This window comes from Methylobacterium sp. GXS13 (genome assembly GCF_001455965.1).
GTDB lineage: Bacteria > Pseudomonadota > Alphaproteobacteria > Rhizobiales > Beijerinckiaceae > Methylobacterium.
Map to the genome: position 1 here is coordinate 75,945 of NZ_LKKO01000091.1, position 14,352 is coordinate 90,296.

The following is a 14,352-nucleotide window of genomic DNA, read 5'->3' on the forward strand; positions in this document are numbered from 1 at the left end:
CGGTCCGCGTCGCGCTCCGCCATCATTCCGGGCTGCCTCTAGCCTGGGGTGATGAAAGCTGGCATCACTCTTTCATGACCTTGTCGATTCCCCGCGCGGGCGCTGCGATTCGCAGCCGAATTCACGACCCGGCCTGATCCGTCAGGCCGGGTCTGCCCGCCCGTGAACGTTGTGGCGCCCGGTGCGCCGTCCCCAAGGTCGAAGCTCATGCCTGCCCAGGAACCGGTACTGCATCTCGTATGCGGCAAGATCGCTGCCGGAAAATCGACGCTGACCGCCAGCCTCGGCGCCCATCCCGGCACCATCGTGGTGGCCGAGGATCGCTGGCTCGCCCGGCTTTATCCCGACGAGCAGACCTGCCTCGCCGATTATGCGCGCCATTCGGCCCGCCTGCGGAGCGTGATGGGTCCGCACGTGGTCGACCTGCTTCGGGCCGGGCTCTCGGTGGTGCTAGATTTCCCCGCCAATACCGTTGCCAACCGGGATTGGATGCGCACCCTGTTCGAGGACGCAGGCGTGACCCATCGGCTGCATTATCTCGATGTCGCCGACGACGTGTGCAAGGCGCGCCTGCGGGCGCGGAATGCCTCGGGCGCGCACGATTTCACGGTGACGGACGCGCAGTTCGAGCTGTTTACCCAATACTTTGCGGCGCCGACCCCGGACGAGGGATTCAACGTGATCCTGCATCGCCCGTAACGGGGCCGGCCCCGGCGGATGCATCGGTCACGGCTACCCACACCCACCCACAGGCCCTACGCGAATTTGTGCGTCGCAACCTTCCGTGGGCCTGCGCGTTCACCCTCTGGCTAAGTCTGGTCCGTTAGAAGCTCGGCTGTGTGGATCGGAGATCGCATGATGCCTGTCGAGAGTTGGCTGAAGCCGGAAGAGGTGCCCGAACTCGCGGCACGGGCCACGGCCATGATCGATGCCGCCCTGACCGGCTCGGGCCTGACCCGGGAAACCTATTGGTCGGCAGTCCGCAAGGGTTACAACACTCCCTATAACGACCCGCCCCGCAAGCGCACGCCCCCGGCCCAGCCCAATGCGGTGCCGCCCGCCCTGGGCGTGCAGGCGGCCACCGATCCTGTATCGGTCCCCGCGGCGGTGATCGCGGCCCTGGCCGCAGAGGTTCGGGCGGTCTGAGTCGTCCCACGCTGTTGGCCGCCATCGAGCTTGGCTGCCATCTTGCCGACTTTTTACGCGGGCTTCACTAATCCCGATCCCCGGTTCGGCCCCGTATGGGGCCGCCCGTCGACAGGAAGTGAAGATGGTCCGCGTCCCCCGCCTGCTCCCGGTCGGAGCCCTCGCCCTGCTCGCCTCCGGTCTCGTCACCGGCCTCGTCGGGGCCATGGTCGGCGGGCTCACCTTGTCCACGACGGCCGCCCAGGCCCAGGAAGCCGCGCCCGAGGCAGGGTTCGACGAGGCGCCGACGCGCCGCGGACGTCGGCAGCGCCGCGAGCGGGCACCGCGGGCCGAAAGGAAGTCGGCGACACCTCCGGGGATGCAGCAGGCTACCCCGGTGGCGATTTTCGGCGACTGGAACGTGTTCGTGAATGGCGATGGCCGCGCCAAGCTCTGCTACGCCATCGCCCAGCCGCAGACGCGCTCGCCCAAGACCCTGAAGCGCGACACCGCCTATCTGTTCGTGAGCGTGCGCAAGGGCGAGAACGTTCAGAACGAGGTGGCTGTGATGCTGGGCTTCCCGTCGAAGCCCGCGGCCGCCCAGGTCCGGCCGGGCTCCGCCGCAGCGCCCACCGACCCGAGCCTCAATCTCGGCACCGGCCGCTACGGCCTGGTGGTGAAGGACGGCAACGCCTGGCTGCAGAACCCGGCCGAGGAGGCCCGGGTGGTGTCTGAAATGAGCGCCCGCAACCCAAAGCTCATCATCAAGACCACTTCGCTCCGCGGCAACCCAACGAGCGACGAATACGCGCTCGCCGGGTTCGCAGAGGCGATGAAGCGCACCCGGGACGAGTGCGCCAGGTAGGGTCTGCTCAAGCCCGGCGGCGCAGCTCGGCCCCCCGGTCGTGACGGGCGGCCGCGCGGGTGCGAGCCGCGACCCGCTCGCGGGCGGCGCGGGCCGCCTGCTCGGCATTGCGGAACACCGCACCGTCGAGGCCGTCGAAATCACGCGAGGACGAGAAGAAGCGCACACCGCGCCCCTCGGGCACGGCGATGCCGGCGGTGACCTCGCCGATCTCGATCACGCGCGGTGGCTCGGTCCGGCCCGCCGACGGATCGTCGGCGAGGGCGAAGCCTGCGGGCGCGACAGCGTCGGAAACGGGACGGTCGGTCTGTGTAAGGTCGATATCGAGACTGGGCATGGGACGGAATCCTGCCTTGGCCGGCGTCAGGGCCGTGCCGGAATGCTGGAAGGGTTGTCGCGGGTTCGTGCGGCTCAGGTTTCGCCGATCGCGTCGATCGTGCGCGTCTCTAGGCCCTCGATGTGACGCGCACGCTATGCCGGTCCGGCTCTGCGCGCGCCCAGCAGATCTGCCTCGGCGAGCCAGCGCTCGGCCCGCTCAGGCTTGCGATCGAATCCCGGGTTTCGACGCGAAACCCTTTTCGCGGCGCGCGCGGCACCGACAGCACGGCCGATGGATCGGTACGGCGTGCCCATGACGGAGCGGGTGGCGAAGGGAGCCGGTTCGGGTCGACATCCATGTCCTCCAGCGTGAAGGACCGCGCGGCGCGGGCGCCGTCGCAGTGCTTTAGCGTTTGATGACGCGGCGCAAGCTACGCTTCTCAAATCACCGCGGCCGAGGGGGCAGGCCAGGACGTCCGCCCCGTTCGGCGAGGCCAAAGATGGGCCCGGGCCGCCCGCCCGTCAACGGAACGGGCTTCCGATTTTCGGGCCCGGCTTGGCAGGAAGCCGGTCCTGTCGGGCTCCCCGGGAGACGCGATGGTTTCAGGCCCCGGCGATCACGCCGGCCAGGTCGGCAAAGTCCGAGAAGACCCGATCGGCACCGGCGCGCAGGAGACCGGCCCCCGCGGGGTCATGGCCCCAATGGCCGCCGCCGGTGAAGCCGGCGACCCGCATGCCGGCATGCCTTGCCGCGGTGACGCCGGGCACGCTGTCCTCGATTACCAGGCAGGATTCCGGCGCCACCCCCATACGCTCCGCGGCGAACAGGAACAGGTCGGGGAAGGGCTTGCCCCGGGCGACCTGGGCCGAGGAGAAGACGTGCTCGCCGAACAGCGGCAGCAGCCCGGTCAGGCCCAGGGAATGGCGCAGCCGCACCGGATCGCTGCTGGACGCGACGCAGGCCGGCAGGCCGAGCGCCGAGACCGCCTCGGCGACGCCGCGCATCGCGCGCAGCTCGGTATCGAACAACGCGAGCGTCTCGGCCTTTACCGTGTCCACGAAACCCGGGGGCGCGGTGACGCCGTAATCGTGCGCGACATGCTCCATGATCGACACCATGGAGGTGCCGGTGAAACGCGCGCGGACGGTCTCGAAGGTGATGGCGACGCCAATCCGGTTGAGGCCGGCCGTCAGGCAGGCGAGGCTCAGGGGCTCGCTGTCGACGAGAACGCCGTCGCAATCGAAGATCACCAAGGCGGGCGTCCGGGCGTGCGCGTCCAAGATCGACGGTCCTCGACGGCCCCGTGCCGCCGGGCGTCCCTGTGGCATGGGCCCCCGGGGGCGGCAACCGCGCGCATGCCGCAGTTCATCCTGTGCGGGCCCCGGCTTGCACCCGACGGCTCGGCCCCATACTCCCGGGGCGAGCGCCTCCCGGGGCGCGCAGGCATGGCTCAGAAGATCCCGCGATGTTCCGATTCCTGGCCCGCGTCCTGGGCTTCCTGCTGATGGCCGGCGGCTTCGTTGCGCTGGTCTATGACGGGGCCCGCTCGATCGCCAACAACGGCCTGCGGGTGACGCCGCTCTCGGACGTGATCGCCACCCTGTCCAAGGACAAGGCCGGCACCCTGCAGGGCAGCCTCGAAGGGGCAGCCCCCTGGCTCTGGCATTTGCTGGGCCTGCCGCTCACCCTCGCCCCGGCCTCGCTGATCGGCCTGGGGCTCGGGGCTGTGCTGCTCTGGCTCGGGCAGCCGGGCCGGGAGCCGATCGGGTTCCTGACGAAGCCCTAGCGGGCCGTCCTAGCGGTCGGCGAGGCGAGCCCGAGCTTCGGCGAGCTCAGCCTTCAGCCGTGCGACTTCGGCGGTCAGCGCGTAATGCTCGGTGACGTCGATCTGAGACGCGAAGAAGTAGACCACCGCGCCGGCATCATCCCGCACCGGCCCGACATACAGCGCGTTCTTGAAGACCGAGCCGTCCTTGCGGTAATTCACGAGATCGATCCGGATGTCCGTCTCCTGCCGGATCGCGGTGCGGAGGCGATCGACGTCGGCCGCATCGGTCTCCGGCCCTTGCAGGAAGCGACAGTTGCGCCCGGTGACCTCCAACCGTGTGTAGCCGGTCAGCTTCAGGAAGGCGTCGTTCGCGAACACGATCGGGTTGTCGTATTGCCGCGGATCGGTGACGATCATCGGCATCCGGGTCGCCCGCACGGCCGCCGCGAACGGGTCGCCCCGGTTCGACTCCGCTCTGAGATTATCCAGCACGTGGCTCGTGGCGGTCCAGCCCGTGTCCATCTGGTTTGAGCCCCTCACGCCGCAACCTGAAGGTCGCGGCTTCGCGTGCCTACAAGCCGGAAATTGCTGGCGCGGTCCAGTGCTCCGGTCGGGATTCGCCGCTCGCGCCGGGATTCTGGGCGGTCCGTACGACCCGTACCAATGACCAACAAAGTCTTGGCCGCTTTCTCGGCGGCCCGGCCGTCCCCATATTTCGATTACCCCCAAATCCGGAAGGCGAGAGACGATGTTCCTGTTCCGCAAGCGCCCCGAGATGCCGAGCGCCGCCGAGGCCCTGCCGGGGCGCCCGAACCCGATCCCGACCGCCGAGACCCACTTCGTCAATGGCAACCCGCTCAAGGGACCCTATCCCGAGGGGACCGAGACGATCGTGCTCGGGCTCGGCTGCTTCTGGGGTGCCGAGCGCCGCTTCTGGCAACTGCCGCAGGGCGTGTTCGTCACCGCGGTGGGCTATGCCGGGGGCCACACCCCGAACCCGACCTACGAGGAAGTCTGCACCGGCCAGACCGGCCACAACGAGGTGGTCCTGGTGGCCTTCGACCCGGCAGTGCTGCCCCTGGAAGCCCTATTGCGGACCTTCTTCGAGAGTCACAACCCGACCCAGGGCATGCGCCAGGGCAACGATGTCGGCACGCAGTACCGCTCAGGCATCTACACCAGCGGGCCCGAGCAGGAGGCGACCGCCAAGGCCGTGCGCGCGGCCTATGCCGGGGCCCTGCGGACGCGCGACCTCCCGGACATCACCACCGAGATCGTGCCGCTGGAGACCTTCTACTTCGCGGAAGGCTACCACCAGCAATACCTTGCCAAGAATCCGGCCGGTTATTGCGGGCTCGGCGGCACCGGCGTCAGCTGCCCGGTGGGGACCGGAATCGCCGCCTGAGACTCATGGGGTGCCGGCCGGACGCGGTACCGGCGCCGCGGGCGCGGTGACGGCGCCCGCTTCGGGCTGAGGCGTGCTCCTCGGGCTGCGCAGGACGATGAGCACGCCGCCCACGACCGAGAGCGCGAGGGCGGTGACGAGGATGAGGAAAAGCCAGCGGGGCATCCGCTGGCCCTAGCACGGCGCGTCCGGTTCGGCGAACACTCAGCGTGGGACGAACACGCCCGGTACGACCTTGCCGGTCCGGCCGAACATCTCATCGGCGCGGGCGCAGCTGGCCGGCACATCCTTCTCGTACACGGCCAAGTACGATTGGGCGTGTAGCAACAGGGTATCGCGTTCGAGATCCGCCGGATCGACGCCCATCGCCTTGACGACGCTCTTGAAGCGGTCCCCGTCGGTTCGCAGCGTTTCGCAATGGACGTTCACGAAACCAGCCAGCCCAGCGAGCTTGGCCGCCTTGAGGGCGTTGGCCGGCGGTTCCACCGGCGCCTGACCGAGGGCGGGCGCCGCGATGGAGGCCAGGACGAGCGTCGCCGGCAACAGGCTGCGGATTCGCATTCAAGGACACTCCATCATGGGCGCCGGGATCGCGGCCGAGGAGGCCGGGCGGCTATCGGATCAGCCAATTCGATTGGTCGACCGCGGGCGGCGACATCGCCACGGACCGCGCATCGCGACTGACTATCACCGGTCGATACAGTTCTCCACGAACATCGCCCGCGCGCGTTCCAGGCGCGAGTACTCGGCCATGCTTCCCGGATTGCGCAGCTCAGCGCCCTCGGGCAGGCGTCCGGCGAAGTCCGCGTCGACTTTGGCGACGAAGGGGCGCGGGCCCGTATAGGTTCCCATGCGGTTCCTGACCTCGACCGTGCCGCAGATTCCCCCGGTGCGGCCCCGCCGCAGGCCCGCCACCTGGGCGTCGGTGCTGTGCAAATGCCGTCCGATGAGGGCGAGCACGGCCTGCGTGTCGTCCGGGCCGATCGCCAAGGCCGAGAGGTCGGTCACACTCTGGGCCCTGCCGCCGCTCACCGTCTGCACGAGCAGCGTGAGGCCGAGTGCCAGGGCGGTGACGCCCCCGCCGCTGCGGCGCCCGACCGCCGGCACCGGACCGCTACTCCGGATCCGCCGCTTCTCGCGCATGGAGCGATAGGCAGGTCCGCACCATGTCGTCCAGCGTCAGATCCTTGGTATCGCCGATATTCGTCGTCTCCTCCAGGCAATGCATGAAGTAGCGGCTGTCGAGATCGGGCGACAGCGCATGCATTGCCTTGCCCATCCGGTCGGTGAAATCGATCTTGTCGGCCATGGAGGCGCGCGGCCAGAGCGACGCCTTGTCGTCCACCTTGAGCCGTGCCCAGGCCGGCGCGCTCACGAGGGTCGAGGCTACCAGCACGGCCGTCAGCAATCGGGTCACGGTGCGCGCTCTCCAGACGGGGTATCGGTTGCACGACCCTCGTTGCATACGTGTTTGCGGCGGGACACAAGCGCGCCGTGCAATGAAGCGTAAAAATAAGAGCCTTCGATCATAGAAACCGTATATTATTATGGTTTTATCCTGTTTTATCTGCCGCAATATCCCGGCTCATCATGTCCATCGGCGCAAGACCCCCTGACGATGCCAGTTTGTGGCCTGGCAAGCGCCGGGATCAGGACGTATTGCTTCCCTCATCGCACCAAACGCCGTAGCGTGACGCGTCTCATCTCCGGTTGCTCGAGTTCGGCATACCGATCTGTTCGCGAGTGGGAGCGCCGTCAGCGCCGCATGGTCCGGGCCGTATCCGCTCTCTTGTGTCTGGCGATGGTGACCGGCTCGTCGGGCGCCCGCGCCCAGATTGTCGACGATGGCTCCGGCGCCGCCCTGGGGCCGGCGGATACCCGCACGGTCCTCGATCTGATCGACCGGCACCTGAAGAGCCCGGACGCGAAGGTCACGGTGCTGCGCCGGAGCGCAGGAGCGATCATCTGCGGTTCGGTCAACGTGAAGAACCGGGAGGGGCTCTACACGGGCGAGCGCGGCTTCGTGGTCGATCTCGCCACGTCGTTCTTCGGCCGCGTCCCCGAAGGCCCGGAACTCATGACGTTCCGGCCCGGGGAGGCGTATCAGGCCATGGAGCGGATCCGGCAGATCTACTTCGACCGGTGCCTGGACTGATCCGCGCGCCGGTTCGCTACGGTGCCTTGAGCACCGCCCGGCAGGCGGACGGCAGGGCCGCCATGGTCATGGCGGGCTTGGGCTTCGGCGGCACCTTGGGCGGCTTCGGGTGCAGCACCGCGTCGGAGAACCAGTAGCCGAGATCGTCACAGCCGTCGGTGGCGGCGGGCGCGCCCTGGGGCTGGCAATCGTCCTGGCCGGCCGGGCAGGCCAGACGGATATGGTAATGGTAATTGTGCCCGTACATCGGGCGCACCTTCGACATCCAGCTCCGGCCCGAGGCCTCCCGGCACAGGGCCTTCTTGATCGCTGCGTTGACGAAGATGCGCTCCACCTCCGGCTGCTCGGCGGTGAGCTTGATCAATTGCAGATGGGTCGGCGTCCAGACCTCCGGGTCGATGTCGAGGCGGTCCGGGCGGACCATGTCGGTGGCCGACGTCTCCTCGCGCTCGGCCCGGCTCAGGCGGTGATCGGGCATCGGCGTCAGCCAGACATCCGCATCGATGCCGATCTGGTGCGAGGCGTGGCCGGTGATCATCGGGCCGCCACGGGGCTGGGCCATGTCGCCGACGAGCAGGCCCGGCCAGCCGACCCGAGCCGCCTTCTGCGACAGGCGCTCGACGAAGTCGATCAGATACGGCGTGCCCCACATCCGGTTGCGGGACGGGCGCATGACCTGCCAGTTCGGCCCGTCCATCGGCAGCGCCTCGCCGCCGGCGAAGCAGCCCTTGGCGTAGAACCCGTAGATATGGGCCGGCCCGCTGGAGGCGCGGGTGACGCGGCCGAACAGAGCCTTGGCCGGGGTCGAGGGCGCGTCCGGGTGCTCCAGGGGCGGCAGCGGCTTCGGATTGATGCTGCCGCGATCCTGGGCCTGCGCCCCTGCGGCGGACAGGATCAGGGCGACGAGGGCGACGCCCGCAATGGGGCTCGGGGTGGGGCGCGGAATCGGCATGCGGGGAGCTGTTCGTCCGTCTGAAGGGGCGGGCGCGGGCCCAGACCGGAACGTGGGGCATCGCCGGGGCGTTTTTCAGGCAGCAACCGAAACGCGAAGCATACCCCCGGGAGGCGAACATGGCGGCCAATCCTCGACCCGCAACGCGGCATCCCCGCAGCCTGATCGCCAGCGATCGGGTCATCGGCACGGATGTGCGCCGGCCGGACGGCAGCAAGGTCGGCCGGATCGAGCGGCTGATGCTCGACAAGGTTTCGGGCCGGGTCGCCTACGCGGTGATGAGTTTTGGCGGCTTCCTGGGGCTTGGCGAAGATTTCTACACGCTGCCCTGGTCGGTGCTGCGCTTCGCGCCCGAGCAGGACGCCTACGTGCTTGACCTCACCGAGGAGCAACTGCGCGCCGCCCCCGCCCGCACCCCCGAGGGCACCGACCCGGCGCAGGACGGTGCCTGGGAGGAGCAGATTCATCGCTACTACGACGCCGCGCCCTATTGGGGGATCTAGGCGGACCCGCCGTGCACGCTTCCCCCGTGGAGGCTCGCGGACTCACACATCGAGTTGGGAGAACACACGGGAGACACCGTGGCTCTCCCTCCCCCCTCTGCGGGGGAGGGTGGCGCGCTCGGGGCCGCCGTTGGTTCTCATCCGGCAGCGATATGAGAACCGCCTGGCCCGCACGGGCGAGGGGCCCTGCGCCTCAGCCGTCCGAAGGGCCGCACCAGCCCGGCAGGTAGCCGGCGTCCTTGGACTTCGCCAGGGCCATCGCCTTCTCCAGCGCCTCCGAGAAATCACCCTCGACGCGCTTCTCCTTGATGTTGCGGCGGAGGAAGTCCGCCCAGAGGAACTCGCTGAACGGGGTCGTGTCCTTGGCGAAGCCGCCGGCCCGGCGCAGCTCGCCCGCGAGGCTGCGGTACGGATCGTCGGCGAGGTCGGCGATCGCCTTGGGGATGTCCTTGAAATCCCGCCGCACGCCCTCGGCATCGTAGGGGTAGACCCAGGATTTGTGGTCGCAGACCGTCCAGAACGCATCCTTCTCCAGGTGATGCAGGTCGGCCAGAACCGTGACCAGCACGCTCTCGACGCCCTCTTCCTGCAGGGCCCGGGACAGGTGATGGTGGTCGACGACGTAGTGGCGCTTCTTCGGCCCGAGCACGGTCGGGATCATGTGTGCCCCGAGGAATGCCTTCTTTTTGTCGCCGTCGTAGCTCCGCCACCGCCGACGCTTCTCGGCGACCTCCCGGTAGCCCACCGTCATCTGGGTCGGGCGCAGCTCGGTGATCGGGATCGGCTTGAGCAGCGGCTCGCGGATGGGCATGGATCAGGCTTCCTGCGTGGTTCTGTCACGCCCTTCCCACAACGGGTCGCCGACCGGAAGGCCGGATGCGCTCACGTTTCGCGGATCGGCCCGGCCCGCACGGCGTCCAGCACGAACACCCGGATCGCCGAGGACAGGTTCTGGCCGCCGCGTCCGGCATCGATCGCGCCGATCAGCGCCTGGACCGACTGGCCGCGCGTCTCCGCGACCTCCCGGAGCGCCGCCCAGAACGGATCCTCCAGGGACACGCTGGTGCGATGGCCCGCGATCACCACCGAGCGCTTGCTGACGCCCGCGCTCACGTTGGGCGCATCATGGGGACGAATCGGAATCCGGCTCGCCGCGTTCGAGCCGGTGGCCCTCGTGGCGGTCGATCTCCAGGGCCTTGCGCCGCTGCTGCAGGGTCTTGGCTTTCTTCGGACGCCCGAAGGCGATCCGGTTCTCCTCGGCCTTGGCGTCCTCGGCTGCGCGGGCCTTGGCCTTGCGGACCTGGCGCAGGTTGATGATCTCGGCCACGGATCGCCTCCCGGCTCTCGGTTGGGGGCGGAGCCCCAAGACACCAGGGCTCCGCCCTGGACCCGCACAAGGTCCCGGACCTTGCGGATCCGGGACCTGCAAAACCGTTATTCGGCGCTGGGAGCCAGCATCGTCTCCGGCCGGACCACGCGCTCGAACTCCTCTGCGGTGACGTAGCCCAGGCGCAGGGCCTCCTCCTTGAGGGTGGTGCCGTTCTTGTGGGCGGTCTTGGCGATCTCGGCGGCCTTGTCGTAGCCGATCGAGGGGGCGAGCGCAGTCACCAGCATGAGTGAGCGGCTCATCAGGTCGGCGATCTTGTCCTCGTTGGCCTTGATGCCGACCACGCAATTGTCGGTGAAGCTGACCGCGGCGTCGGCGAGCAGCCGGATCGATTGCAGCACCGCGTTGGCGATCACCGGCTTGAACACGTTCAGCTCGAAATGGCCCTGCGAGCCGGCGAAGCTCACCGTGGTGGCGTTGCCGACCACCTGGCAGCAGACCATGGTCAGGGCCTCGCACTGGGTCGGGTTGACCTTGCCGGGCATGATCGAGGAGCCGGGCTCGTTCTCCGGCAGCGACAGCTCGCCGAGGCCCGAGCGCGGGCCGGAGCCGAGCAGGCGGATGTCCTGGGCGATCTTGAACAGGCCGGCGGCGAGCGCCGAGAGCGCGCCCTGCGTGAACACCAGCGCGTCGTGGGTGGCCAGCGCCTCGAACTTGTTGTCGGCGCTGGTGAATTCCAGCCCGGTCAGCGCCGCGACCTTGGCGGCGAACTGGGTCGCGAATTCGGGATGCGCGTTGAGGCCGGTGCCGACCGCGGTGCCGCCTTGGGCCAGCGCCAGCACGCCGGGGAGCGTCGCTGCGACGCGCGAGCCGCCGAGCGCCACCTGGGCGGCGTAGCCGGAGAATTCCTGGCCCAGCGAGACCGGTGTCGCGTCCTGCAGGTGGGTCCGGCCGATCTTGACGATCGATTCGAACGCCTTGGCCTTTGCGTCGAGCGCCGTGTGCAGATGGGTCAGGGCGGGCATCAGCCGCTCGCTGATCTCCCGGGCCACGGCGATGTGCATGGCGGTCGGGAAGGTGTCGTTCGAGGACTGGCCGCGGTTGACGTGGTCGTTCGGGTGGATCGGCGTCTTGCCGCCGCGCTGCCCCCCCAGGGCCTCGTTGGCGAGGCTCGCGATCACCGTGTTGGCGTTCATGTTCGACTGGGTGCCCGAGCCGGTCTGCCAGACCACCAGGGGGAACTCGTCGTCGTACTGGCCGGCCACGACCTCGGCGGCCGCGGCCGCGATGGCGTCGGCGAGCTTGGGCTCCAGCGCGCCGAGATCCTTGTTCACCAGTGCGGCGGCCTGCTTCACCAAGCCCAGCGCGTGGACCAGCGGCGCCGGCATGCGCTCGGTGCCGATCTTGAAGTTCTGGATCGAGCGCTGGGTCTGTGCGCCCCAATACCGGTGGGCCGGGACCTCGATCGGCCCGAAGGTGTCGGACTCGGTGCGGGTGGCGGTTCCGGTCTCGGTGGGCGACATCGTGGCCTCTACGTTTGGTGCAGTGCGGTGCCTACTTAAATGAGGCGCGGGTGAATCGCGATGCCGGTTTTCCCCGGCGCCGGACAAGAGCGGGGCTCTGTTCCCGCCGGACAAGGAGCCGATGAACGCGACGATCGACCTGACCGAGCCCGCCACCCGGTTCCGCCCGCCCGTGCCGCGCCCGTTGCGTGAGCCGCTGGGCCTGTTCGACTTCCTCCGGGCCGCTCGGAAGAACCCGATCACCACCTGGATGGACGTGCATTTCAAGGAGCCGGTGGTGGCCGCCGAGGGCGCCATGGGCCGGATCACCGTGGTCAGCGACCCAGCGCTGATTCGCTATCTGCTGGTCGAGAACGTCGAGGGTTACCGCAAGGACGATTTGCAGCGCCGGGTTCTGGCGCCGGGCCTGGGCAACGGCCTGCTGAGCGCCGAGGGCGACGAGTGGCGGCTCCAGCGCCGGACGCTGGCGCCGATCTTCAACGCCCGCACGGTCCAGGGCTTTTCCGACGCGATGAACGCGGCCGGCGCCAAGCTGGGGCGTCGTCTCGCCCGAAGGGACGGCAAGAAGGTCGACGTCGCCCTGGAGATGACCCGCGTCACCCTCGACGTGCTGGAGCGGACGATCTTCACGCAGGGGCTGCCGGGCGATCCCGACGCGCTGGGCCGCGCCATCACCCGGTTCCTGGAGGCGGTGGGGCCGATCGACCCCCTCGACGTGTTCGGCGTGCCCGATTTCGTGCCGCGGATCGGTCGCTTGCGGGCGCGGCCGGCGGGGCGGTTCTTCGCCGAAGTGGTCGACGAGCTCATCGCCCGGCGCAAAGCGGCGATGGAGCGGGGTGAGGCACCGCGCGACCTGCTGACCCTGCTGCTCGCCGCGCAGGACCCCGAGACGGGCAACGGGCTCTCGGACCTCGCCGTGAAGGCCAACATCGTCACCTTCATCGCCGCCGGACACGAGACCACGGCCAATTCCCTGACCTGGGCGCTCTACTGCCTGTCACAGGATCCCGCCGCGCAGGCGCGGGTCGAGGCCGAGGTTGACGCCGCGGGCGCGGGCGATTTCGCCGTCGAGCAACTGCCCTACACGCGGGCGGTGATCGAGGAGGCGATGCGCCTGTTCCCGCCGGTGCCGTTCCTCAGCCGGCAGGCAACCAAGGACGACCGGCTCGGCCGGATCAAGGTGCCCCGCGGCTCGCTGGTGATGGTGGCACCCTGGGTGCTCCACCGCCATCAGACGCTGTGGGAGGATCCCGAGGCGTTCATGCCCGAGCGCTTCCTGCCCGAGAACCGGGACGCGATCCCGCGCTTCGCCTACCTGCCCTTCGGCGCCGGCCCGCGGGTCTGCATCGGCCAGAGCTTTTCGATCCAGGAGGCGGTGATCGTGCTCGCCCACGTGGTCCGGGCGGTGCGCTTCCATCTGTCGGCGGATCATCCGCCGGTCAGCCCGCTCCACCGGGTGACGCTCCGGCCGGAGCACGGCTTGCGGATGGAGGCGGAGCTGCGGGGCTGAACAGCTTGACGAGGTCCCTGCCGGTTCGCGCCTTGTGGACCGGGTGGAGGGAGATTCCCCGATGTCCGATACGGCAGCGCCCCCCCACGCTCGACTACGCCGAGCAGGTCGCCCGCGTTTTGCGGTCCAACGCGGAGACGGAAAAGTTCGTTGCCGAGCAACGCAAGTTGATCGCGGAGCAATCCAAGCTTCAGGCCGAGACCTTGAAGATCGGCCGAGATCGCGTGCTCGCCCCGCTTTCGATCGGCTTCGTCGGCATGGCCGCCGCGGCCGCGTTCTTCGGGGCCGGGGCCGCCTTCGTCAAACTGCTCGGCCCGTGACGACGCCTCGTGAGGCGATGGCCTGCGGGGACCGTCGAGGTGTCAGTGAGCGCCGCCACCGGGCTCGAAACGGTGGCTGAGGTTCATGAAGCCACGCCGACGATGGACTGGCGCCAGCGTGTCGTCGTATCGGGGTGGTCTTCGGTAAGGCGCTTTAACCGCCTCGGCGCGCTTCGAGGCGGCGCGTGTTGCGGTCGTAGATGCGCGCGGCCACGAAGAGGCCTCCGAGGCCGAGCGCCGACATGGCGACGGCGATCATCAGGATCTGGAGAGCGTAGCTTTGGGGCAATCCGCTACTCCTCGGCGCGCAGGAACACCCGAATCGCGATCTGTCCGATCACATGTAGGATGACGGACGCAAGCAGGAAAGCCCAGCCGTTGTTGGTGAACACATCCGCAGGATGCTGAACCAGCGGGCTGATGAACGCCATTCCGAGCGTGAGGATCGCCGTAGCGTTGAAGAAGGTCGCGACGAGCTTTACGCCTTCAGTGAATCGTTTCGCGCGATGCTTGCGCTCCGCGGCCGACACGATCGGCTGCGCGACAGTCTCGTCCACCGATGAAGCCCCGGGCCGTCGAT

The 14,352-nt window shown here is 68.9% G+C and carries 23 protein-coding genes; 9 read left to right on the top strand and 14 right to left on the bottom strand.

Annotated elements, in window-relative coordinates; genetic code table 11:
- Nucleotides 1–207 precede the first annotated feature (207 nt).
- The 3 genes from AO398_RS25880 to AO398_RS25890 all read left to right on the top strand — a co-directional run bounded on the left by AO398_RS25880 (nucleotide 208) and on the right by AO398_RS25890 (nucleotide 1,990).
- Nucleotides 208–699 (top strand): ATP-binding protein, encoded by a 492-nt coding sequence (locus AO398_RS25880; protein WP_058195029.1) that lies wholly within the window; start codon nucleotides 208–210, stop codon nucleotides 697–699.
- A gap of 159 nt (nucleotides 700–858) precedes the next feature.
- Nucleotides 859–1,146 (top strand): hypothetical protein, encoded by a 288-nt coding sequence (locus AO398_RS25885; RefSeq protein WP_058195093.1) that lies wholly within the window; start codon nucleotides 859–861, stop codon nucleotides 1,144–1,146.
- A 124-nt stretch (nucleotides 1,147–1,270) separates the two neighbouring features.
- Entirely contained in the window at nucleotides 1,271–1,990 is a 720-nt protein-coding gene (locus tag AO398_RS25890; RefSeq protein WP_058195030.1) for a hypothetical protein, read from the top strand.
- 7 nt (nucleotides 1,991–1,997) lie between these two features.
- Here AO398_RS25890 and AO398_RS25895 read toward each other — a convergent pair whose 3' ends face one another.
- Together AO398_RS25895 and AO398_RS25900 are read right to left on the bottom strand one after the other, a co-directional pair.
- Nucleotides 1,998–2,327 carry a hypothetical protein gene (locus AO398_RS25895; protein WP_244498893.1) on the bottom strand — a complete coding sequence of 110 codons (330 nt, stop codon included), beginning with the start codon at nucleotides 2,325–2,327 and terminating at the stop codon, nucleotides 1,998–2,000.
- A 584-nt stretch (nucleotides 2,328–2,911) separates the two neighbouring features.
- Entirely contained in the window at nucleotides 2,912–3,637 is a 726-nt protein-coding gene (locus AO398_RS25900) for an HAD family hydrolase (RefSeq protein WP_152997662.1), read from the bottom strand.
- Between the two features lie 137 nt (nucleotides 3,638–3,774).
- Between AO398_RS25900 and AO398_RS25905 the strand changes: the two genes are divergently transcribed.
- A complete protein-coding gene (locus tag AO398_RS25905) occupies nucleotides 3,775–4,095 on the top strand; it encodes a hypothetical protein (protein WP_058195031.1) in 321 nt (106 codons plus the stop codon).
- Between the two features lie 9 nt (nucleotides 4,096–4,104).
- On the opposite strand, the gene AO398_RS25910 is transcribed toward AO398_RS25905, so the two are convergent.
- A complete protein-coding gene (locus AO398_RS25910) occupies nucleotides 4,105–4,599 on the bottom strand; it encodes a PAS domain-containing protein (RefSeq protein ID WP_058195032.1) in 495 nt (164 codons plus the stop codon).
- A gap of 226 nt (nucleotides 4,600–4,825) precedes the next feature.
- Here AO398_RS25910 and msrA point away from each other — a divergent pair, with 226 nt between their 5' ends.
- Nucleotides 4,826–5,482 carry a peptide-methionine (S)-S-oxide reductase MsrA gene (gene msrA, locus AO398_RS25915; RefSeq protein ID WP_058195033.1) on the top strand — a complete coding sequence of 219 codons (657 nt, stop codon included), beginning with the start codon at nucleotides 4,826–4,828 and terminating at the stop codon, nucleotides 5,480–5,482.
- A 3-nt stretch (nucleotides 5,483–5,485) separates the two neighbouring features.
- On the opposite strand, the gene AO398_RS29195 is transcribed toward msrA, so the two are convergent.
- The 4 genes from AO398_RS29195 to AO398_RS25930 form a co-directional block, all read right to left on the bottom strand.
- Nucleotides 5,486–5,647, bottom strand: coding sequence for a hypothetical protein (locus AO398_RS29195; protein ID WP_201025839.1), 162 nt, complete (start codon nucleotides 5,645–5,647; stop codon nucleotides 5,486–5,488).
- Between the two features lie 39 nt (nucleotides 5,648–5,686).
- Nucleotides 5,687–6,043: a hypothetical protein gene (locus tag AO398_RS25920; RefSeq protein WP_058195034.1), complete on the bottom strand. Its 357-nt coding sequence runs from the start codon at nucleotides 6,041–6,043 to the stop codon at nucleotides 5,687–5,689.
- A 126-nt stretch (nucleotides 6,044–6,169) separates the two neighbouring features.
- Complete coding sequence (locus AO398_RS25925; RefSeq protein ID WP_244498894.1) at nucleotides 6,170–6,625, bottom strand: hypothetical protein; 456 nt, start codon at nucleotides 6,623–6,625, stop codon at nucleotides 6,170–6,172.
- The gene (locus AO398_RS25930; RefSeq protein WP_244498895.1) at nucleotides 6,597–6,899 is read right to left on the bottom strand and encodes a hypothetical protein; all 303 of its coding nucleotides are present in this window, start codon (nucleotides 6,897–6,899) and stop codon (nucleotides 6,597–6,599) included. Before AO398_RS25930 ends, AO398_RS25925 begins: the two co-directional genes overlap by 29 nt.
- A 348-nt stretch (nucleotides 6,900–7,247) precedes the next feature.
- Here AO398_RS25930 and AO398_RS25935 point away from each other — a divergent pair, with 348 nt between their 5' ends.
- On the top strand, nucleotides 7,248–7,637 hold the full coding sequence (locus tag AO398_RS25935) for a hypothetical protein (RefSeq protein ID WP_058195036.1): 390 nt from the start codon (nucleotides 7,248–7,250) through the stop codon (nucleotides 7,635–7,637).
- Between the two features lie 16 nt (nucleotides 7,638–7,653).
- Here AO398_RS25935 and mepA read toward each other — a convergent pair whose 3' ends face one another.
- Nucleotides 7,654–8,589: a penicillin-insensitive murein endopeptidase gene (gene mepA, locus AO398_RS25940; protein ID WP_058195037.1), complete on the bottom strand. Its 936-nt coding sequence runs from the start codon at nucleotides 8,587–8,589 to the stop codon at nucleotides 7,654–7,656.
- A gap of 119 nt (nucleotides 8,590–8,708) precedes the next feature.
- Here mepA and AO398_RS25945 point away from each other — a divergent pair, with 119 nt between their 5' ends.
- Nucleotides 8,709–9,092 carry a PRC-barrel domain-containing protein gene (locus tag AO398_RS25945; RefSeq protein WP_058195038.1) on the top strand — a complete coding sequence of 128 codons (384 nt, stop codon included), beginning with the start codon at nucleotides 8,709–8,711 and terminating at the stop codon, nucleotides 9,090–9,092.
- 193 nt (nucleotides 9,093–9,285) lie between these two features.
- On the opposite strand, the gene AO398_RS25950 is transcribed toward AO398_RS25945, so the two are convergent.
- The 4 genes from AO398_RS25950 to fumC all read right to left on the bottom strand — a co-directional run bounded on the left by AO398_RS25950 (nucleotide 9,286) and on the right by fumC (nucleotide 11,942).
- Entirely contained in the window at nucleotides 9,286–9,903 is a 618-nt protein-coding gene (locus tag AO398_RS25950) for a ParB-like protein (protein WP_058195039.1), read from the bottom strand.
- 71 nt (nucleotides 9,904–9,974) lie between these two features.
- A complete protein-coding gene (locus tag AO398_RS25955) occupies nucleotides 9,975–10,205 on the bottom strand; it encodes a ribbon-helix-helix domain-containing protein (RefSeq protein ID WP_058195040.1) in 231 nt (76 codons plus the stop codon).
- Nucleotides 10,206–10,215: 10 nt separating this feature from the next.
- Complete coding sequence (locus AO398_RS25960; protein ID WP_058195041.1) at nucleotides 10,216–10,419, bottom strand: DUF4169 family protein; 204 nt, start codon at nucleotides 10,417–10,419, stop codon at nucleotides 10,216–10,218.
- Between the two features lie 107 nt (nucleotides 10,420–10,526).
- On the bottom strand, nucleotides 10,527–11,942 hold the full coding sequence (fumC, locus tag AO398_RS25965; RefSeq protein WP_058195042.1) for a class II fumarate hydratase: 1,416 nt from the start codon (nucleotides 11,940–11,942) through the stop codon (nucleotides 10,527–10,529).
- A 121-nt stretch (nucleotides 11,943–12,063) separates the two neighbouring features.
- Here fumC and AO398_RS25970 point away from each other — a divergent pair, with 121 nt between their 5' ends.
- A complete protein-coding gene (locus AO398_RS25970) occupies nucleotides 12,064–13,452 on the top strand; it encodes a cytochrome P450 (protein ID WP_058195043.1) in 1,389 nt (462 codons plus the stop codon).
- Between the two features lie 5 nt (nucleotides 13,453–13,457).
- A complete protein-coding gene (locus AO398_RS29850) occupies nucleotides 13,458–13,772 on the top strand; it encodes a hypothetical protein (protein WP_348272376.1) in 315 nt (104 codons plus the stop codon).
- Between the two features lie 154 nt (nucleotides 13,773–13,926).
- Here AO398_RS29850 and AO398_RS29770 read toward each other — a convergent pair whose 3' ends face one another.
- Together AO398_RS29770 and AO398_RS25980 are read right to left on the bottom strand one after the other, a co-directional pair.
- Nucleotides 13,927–14,061, bottom strand: a complete 135-nt coding sequence (locus AO398_RS29770; RefSeq protein ID WP_280139156.1) for a hypothetical protein — start codon at nucleotides 14,059–14,061, stop codon at nucleotides 13,927–13,929.
- A gap of 4 nt (nucleotides 14,062–14,065) precedes the next feature.
- A complete protein-coding gene (locus AO398_RS25980) occupies nucleotides 14,066–14,329 on the bottom strand; it encodes a hypothetical protein (RefSeq protein WP_058195045.1) in 264 nt (87 codons plus the stop codon).
- Nucleotides 14,330–14,352 lie beyond the last annotated feature (23 nt).

What these genes read in the sequence shown, in the direction of transcription:
- AO398_RS25885 (WP_058195093.1), top strand. Translation starts at nt 859, where the DNA reads ATGCCTGTCGAGAGTTGGCTGAAGCCGGAAGAGGTGCCCGAACTCGCG.
- AO398_RS25970 (WP_058195043.1), top strand. Translation starts at nt 12,064, where the DNA reads ATGAACGCGACGATCGACCTGACCGAGCCCGCCACCCGGTTCCGCCCG.
- AO398_RS29195 (WP_201025839.1), bottom strand. Translation starts at nt 5,647, where the DNA reads ATGCCCCGCTGGCTTTTCCTCATCCTCGTCACCGCCCTCGCGCTCTCG.
- AO398_RS25895 (WP_244498893.1), bottom strand. Translation starts at nt 2,327, where the DNA reads ATGCCCAGTCTCGATATCGACCTTACACAGACCGACCGTCCCGTTTCC.
- AO398_RS25950 (WP_058195039.1), bottom strand. Translation starts at nt 9,903, where the DNA reads ATGCCCATCCGCGAGCCGCTGCTCAAGCCGATCCCGATCACCGAGCTG.
- AO398_RS25945 (WP_058195038.1), top strand. Translation starts at nt 8,709, where the DNA reads ATGGCGGCCAATCCTCGACCCGCAACGCGGCATCCCCGCAGCCTGATC.
- AO398_RS25935 (WP_058195036.1), top strand. Translation starts at nt 7,248, where the DNA reads ATGGTCCGGGCCGTATCCGCTCTCTTGTGTCTGGCGATGGTGACCGGC.
- msrA (WP_058195033.1), top strand. Translation starts at nt 4,826, where the DNA reads ATGTTCCTGTTCCGCAAGCGCCCCGAGATGCCGAGCGCCGCCGAGGCC.
- AO398_RS25925 (WP_244498894.1), bottom strand. Translation starts at nt 6,625, where the DNA reads ATGCGCGAGAAGCGGCGGATCCGGAGTAGCGGTCCGGTGCCGGCGGTC.
- AO398_RS25910 (WP_058195032.1), bottom strand. Translation starts at nt 4,599, where the DNA reads ATGGACACGGGCTGGACCGCCACGAGCCACGTGCTGGATAATCTCAGA.
- AO398_RS25900 (WP_152997662.1), bottom strand. Translation starts at nt 3,637, where the DNA reads ATGCCACAGGGACGCCCGGCGGCACGGGGCCGTCGAGGACCGTCGATC.
- AO398_RS25890 (WP_058195030.1), top strand. Translation starts at nt 1,271, where the DNA reads ATGGTCCGCGTCCCCCGCCTGCTCCCGGTCGGAGCCCTCGCCCTGCTC.
- AO398_RS25880 (WP_058195029.1), top strand. Translation starts at nt 208, where the DNA reads ATGCCTGCCCAGGAACCGGTACTGCATCTCGTATGCGGCAAGATCGCT.
- AO398_RS25905 (WP_058195031.1), top strand. Translation starts at nt 3,775, where the DNA reads ATGTTCCGATTCCTGGCCCGCGTCCTGGGCTTCCTGCTGATGGCCGGC.
- fumC (WP_058195042.1), bottom strand. Translation starts at nt 11,942, where the DNA reads ATGTCGCCCACCGAGACCGGAACCGCCACCCGCACCGAGTCCGACACC.
- AO398_RS25920 (WP_058195034.1), bottom strand. Translation starts at nt 6,043, where the DNA reads ATGCGAATCCGCAGCCTGTTGCCGGCGACGCTCGTCCTGGCCTCCATC.
- mepA (WP_058195037.1), bottom strand. Translation starts at nt 8,589, where the DNA reads ATGCCGATTCCGCGCCCCACCCCGAGCCCCATTGCGGGCGTCGCCCTC.